This window comes from Mycobacterium sp. (assembly GCF_040509115.1).
GTDB lineage: Bacteria > Actinomycetota > Actinomycetes > Mycobacteriales > Mycobacteriaceae > Mycobacterium.
Genome location: NZ_JBEVLO010000256.1, coordinates 1 through 4,243, shown reverse-complemented (window position 1 = coordinate 4,243; position 4,243 = coordinate 1). Strand labels below are relative to the sequence as shown.

Here is a 4,243-nt window from a genome sequence, read left to right as displayed (position 1 = left end):
CCGGTCAGGGTGGTGTCGCCGAGGTGCAGTACCGGCTTGTCGCGGTGGCGCTTCAGCGCGCCCACGAGCATGTGACCGGAGTGGATGGGATGCCGTAGTAACTCGCCTGATGAGCGCTCGGGTGAAGGGGCGACAGCAGAAGTCATGGACACAGACTAGAACGTGTTACAGATTTGGTGGCGAGGGTGGCGGGATTCGGCTTGACTCGACAGATGAGCGACAGCGCCCTGCGGGCCGCCATTCTCGGGCTTGCCGGCGAGCGGGGGCCCTCGAAGAGCATCTGTCCATCCGATGCGGCGCGCGCTGTGGGCGGTGATGACTGGCGTGACCTGATGGACGAAGCCCGCGATGAGGCGCGCGCCTTGGCCAGGTCCGGCGATGTCGTCATCACCCAGGGTGACCACGTACTCGACCCGGATGTCGACTGGCGTGGGCCGATCCGGATCCGCATCGCGTAGCCAGCCCGACGCCCCGGCGATCAGTTCCCGGTGGGAATCGTCTCGACGTCGTCGGCGGGGACCTCGTAACCCAGGTCGTCGATGAACGCGACGTGCACGGGTCGGTCCGTACGCTTGGCGCGGCGGGTCATCGTGGGTCCCTCGGGTCGGGGCAGGTGTCTGTCGCCCCACTGTTGGTATGCACCGACGATGACGTGAAGCTCGCGGCCCGCAGCGGTCAGGTGATAGGCGGGGCGTGCGCGCTGGCCGGGCTCCTTGTATGAGTCGCGCGTCATCACGCCGTATTCGACCAAGGTGGTGAGTCGGTCGGTGAGCACGTCGGGTGCGACGCCCAGATTGGCTTGGAAATCGGCGAATCGAGTAGTGCTGAGAAGTGCTTCGCGGAGGATGAGAAGGGTCCACCAGTCGCCGAGGATCGCCGCGCTCCGTCCGACGGAGCAGCTCCAATCCTCGACGTTCTTTCGGGCCATGATCAGATCGTACGCTCTGACATCGTAGGCCCTGACTAGGTTTTTTCGGGCCTAGCTAAGTCGAGCTGCCTGCGGTCACTCGGTCTTCGTCATTTGGTCTGCCGACCCACCGCATCTCACTAGGAAAAACCTAAACAGATGCTTCGGTGATCGGCACGACCTTCCTCGACGCATCCCGTCCGACTCATCTGCGCGACCCCGTCGGCGAGGACATCGCCGACATCGCCGACATCGCCGACATCGAGGCCCCGGCCGCCTAGCGGCCCGCGGCCCTCCGCGCCTCGGCGGCCAGCTTCTCGGCCACGTCTGCCTTCCACTGGATCTCCTTCTGGATCCATTCGTTGTCTTGAGGGAACTCGTCGATCTCGGAGACGCGGCGCACCTCCAGCCTCACGCCCGTACCCAGCGGGCACTTGCGGGCCCACTGCTTGGCCTCTTCCTTCGAGGAGACGTCGAGAATCCAGAACCCGTTGAACAGTTCCTTGGCCTCGGTGTATGGGCCGTCGGTCACCACGGGCGGGTCCGAGTCGAAGTCGACGACGAAACCCTCTTCGGGTCCGGTCAGGCCTTCGCCGGCCAGCATCACGCCCGCCTTGATGAGTTCCTCGTTGAAGCGACCCATCGCCGCGATGATCTCGCTGAAGTCGATCTCCTGCTCAGCCATCGCCGCCTCGGCTTCCGGGGTGGACCGCATGATCAGCATGTACCGCATTTGACGTCTCCTTCGTGGTGGGTGGAAGGGGCTGTCCCATTGTGACCAAGGTGCCCCACACGAATACGTCGAATGGCACCCCGGCAAAATCGACACGGGTCGGCAAAGATTTCCGGAGTTTTTCGGCCATGGGGTGCGAGGATGGCCGGATGCCCGCTGACCTGGTCTTCTTCGGAACCGTTCTGACCGTCGACGACGCGCGGCCGACGGCAGCGGCGCTCGCGGTCGCCAACGGACGCATCGTCGCGGTCGGCGAGCGCGGAGACGTCGCGGGTTGGGTCGGCGCCGACACCGAGATCGTCGAACTCGGCCAGGCCTGCGTGATGCCCGGGCTGATCGAGGCGCACGGGCACCCTCTCATGGAGGCGATCGTGTTGGCCGATCGCATCGTCGACATCCGCCCCGTCACGATGCGCAGCGCCGATGAGGTCCTCGCCGCCATCCGGAACGAGATTGCCGCGCGCGGCGCCGACGGGGCCTATCTCAACGGCTGGGACCCCCTGCTGCAGGTCGGCCTGCCGGAGCCGACGCTGGCCTGGCTCGACGCCGAAGCCCCCGAGACCCCTCTGGTCATCATCCACAACTCGGGTCACAAGGCCTACTTCAACGGCGCGACGGCTCGGCTCTTGGGTCTCACCCGCGACACCCCAGATCCCAAGGGGGCCAAGTACGGGCGGGACGCGGGCGGCGAGCTCGACGGGACGGCCGAGGAGACCGGCGCGGTGTTCCCGCTGATCGGCGGTGCCATCGACCAGAAGGAGTATCCGGCGATGCTGCTCGCCGAATGCGCGCGGCTGAACCGGGTCGGGCTCACCACCTGTTCGGAGATGGCTTTCGACCCGATATTCCGTCCGGTACTCGACGCACTGCACGACCACCTCTCGGTGCGGTTGCGCACCTACGAGATGTCGACGGCGGCGATGACGACCACCGCCAGCCTCGCCAACGGCGATGACGTGGTCCGCCAGGTGGGCATCAAGATCTGGGTTGACGGGTCACCATGGATCGGCAACATCGACCTGACGTTTCCCTACCTCGACACCGAGGCCACCCGCGCCATCGGGGTGACGCCCGGCTCCTGCGGTCACGCGAACTACACCCGCGAGCAGCTGACCGAGATCGTCGCCGCCTACTTCCCGCACGGCTGGCAGATGGCGTGCCACGTGCAGGGCGACGCCGGCGTCGACACCATCCTCGACGTCTACGAACAAGCGCTGCAAGCCAATCCGCGCGACGATCACCGGCTGCGGCTGGAACACGTCGGCGCGATCTCCGACACGCAGCTGCAGCGCGCGCACGCGCTCGGCGTCACCTGCAGCATCTTCGTCGACCAAATCCATTACTGGGGCGACGTTCTCGTCGACGGCCTCTTCGGTCCCGAGCACGGGTCGCGGTGGATGCCCGCGGGCTCGGCGGTCGCCACCGGGATGCGGATCTCGCTACACAACGATCCGCCCGTGACACCGGAGGAACCGCTGCGCAACATCAGCGTCGCCGCCACCCGCGTCGCCCCGAGCGGCCGCGTGCTGGGGCCCGAGGAGCAGCTGACCGTGGAACAGGCGATTCGGGCGCAGACCCTCGACGCCGCGTGGCAGCTGTTCTCCGACGACGTCATCGGTTCTCTGGAGGTCGGCAAGTACGCCGACCTGGTGGTGCTGTCCGCCGATCCGCGGTCGGTGCCGCCGGAGACCGTCGCCGACCTCGAGGTGCACGCGACGTACCTGGCGGGGCGTCGTGTTTATGCCAAATCCGACTGACGGTCGCCGCGTACGTGGCACGCTCTGACCCATGTCCGACGTGCTTGCCGACGCTCGTTTCCTCGATGACCGCCCCGCCCACTGGGCGAAGACCAAACCCGATGACGAAGCCATCACCTACCTCGAACGCTCTTGGACGTGGGGTCAGTGGAACGACAGGGTGCGCAGGCTGGCTGGTGCGCTGGCCGAGCGTGGCATCGGGCGCGGTGACGTGGTGGCGTTTCTCGACAAGAACCACCCGGCGTGCGTCGAGTTGACCGTGGCCGCAGCATCTTTGGGGGCGGCGAACGCGATCATCAACTTCAGGCTGGCGGCCGACGAACTCGACTACGTGCTCAACGACAGCGACGCCAAGCTGTTGGTCGTCGGCAAGGAGCTGAAGCCTGCGGTGGAGAAGATCCGCGACCGACTGCCCAAGGTGGAGCACCTCATCGAGGTCACGCCCGAAGGAGAGGACGGCGACGAGTACGAGGCGATGCTGGCGGAGGCGACGCCGGTGGACCGGTCATCCGACGTCGAGCCCAGCGACGTCGCGATCATCATGTACTCGTCGGGCACCACCGGCAGGCCGAAGGGTGTGGCGCTGACTCAGGCCAACATGCTCGCCCACACCGTGAACGGCTTCGAGGGCTGGGAGGTGGCCGAGGGCGACAAGAATCTCGTCGCGATGCCGATGTTCCACGTCGCGGGGTCGTCGTACATCCAGTACGGCCTGCACTCCGGGATGCCCAGCATCGTCACGCGCGACGTCGACGGGATGTCGCTGGCCGGGGGCATCCTCAAGGGCGCCAACCGCACCTTCCTGGTGCCCGCCGTGCTGGCGAAGGTGTTGGAGTCCGGGCCGGA

6 protein-coding genes are annotated in these 4,243 nt (G+C 66.6%); 3 read left to right on the top strand and 3 right to left on the bottom strand.

Annotation, left to right across the window (positions count from 1 at the left end; all coding sequences use genetic code 11):
* Window positions 1-146, bottom strand: a 146-nt coding sequence (locus ABW137_RS17370; RefSeq protein ID WP_526402164.1) for a hypothetical protein, incomplete at its 3' end; no start/stop codon positions are given.
* A 66-nt stretch (window positions 147-212) separates the two neighbouring features.
* On the opposite strand from ABW137_RS17370, the gene ABW137_RS17365 reads away from it, so the two are divergent.
* On the top strand, window positions 213-458 hold the full coding sequence (locus ABW137_RS17365) for a DUF3253 domain-containing protein (RefSeq protein ID WP_526402162.1): 246 nt from the start codon (window positions 213-215) through the stop codon (window positions 456-458).
* Window positions 459-478: 20 nt separating this feature from the next.
* On the opposite strand, the gene ABW137_RS17360 is transcribed toward ABW137_RS17365, so the two are convergent.
* Window positions 479-928: a winged helix-turn-helix transcriptional regulator gene (locus tag ABW137_RS17360; protein WP_526402160.1), complete on the bottom strand. Its 450-nt coding sequence runs from the start codon at window positions 926-928 to the stop codon at window positions 479-481.
* Between the two features lie 256 nt (window positions 929-1,184).
* The gene (locus ABW137_RS17355; RefSeq protein ID WP_526402158.1) at window positions 1,185-1,640 is read right to left on the bottom strand and encodes a YciI family protein; all 456 of its coding nucleotides are present in this window, start codon (window positions 1,638-1,640) and stop codon (window positions 1,185-1,187) included.
* Between the two features lie 149 nt (window positions 1,641-1,789).
* On the opposite strand from ABW137_RS17355, the gene ABW137_RS17350 reads away from it, so the two are divergent.
* Together ABW137_RS17350 and ABW137_RS17345 are read left to right on the top strand one after the other, a co-directional pair.
* Window positions 1,790-3,397: an amidohydrolase gene (locus tag ABW137_RS17350; protein WP_526402156.1), complete on the top strand. Its 1,608-nt coding sequence runs from the start codon at window positions 1,790-1,792 to the stop codon at window positions 3,395-3,397.
* Between the two features lie 31 nt (window positions 3,398-3,428).
* Window positions 3,429-4,243, top strand: an 815-nt coding sequence (locus ABW137_RS17345) for an AMP-binding protein (protein ID WP_526402154.1), incomplete at its 3' end; no start/stop codon positions are given.

Excerpts from the sequence above, each read along its gene's own strand:
- ABW137_RS17365 (WP_526402162.1), top strand. The coding sequence starts at position 213 with ATGAGCGACAGCGCCCTGCGGGCCGCCATTCTCGGGCTTGCCGGCGAG.
- ABW137_RS17360 (WP_526402160.1), bottom strand. The coding sequence starts at position 928 with ATGGCCCGAAAGAACGTCGAGGATTGGAGCTGCTCCGTCGGACGGAGC.
- ABW137_RS17355 (WP_526402158.1), bottom strand. The coding sequence starts at position 1,640 with ATGCGGTACATGCTGATCATGCGGTCCACCCCGGAAGCCGAGGCGGCG.
- ABW137_RS17350 (WP_526402156.1), top strand. The coding sequence starts at position 1,790 with ATGCCCGCTGACCTGGTCTTCTTCGGAACCGTTCTGACCGTCGACGAC.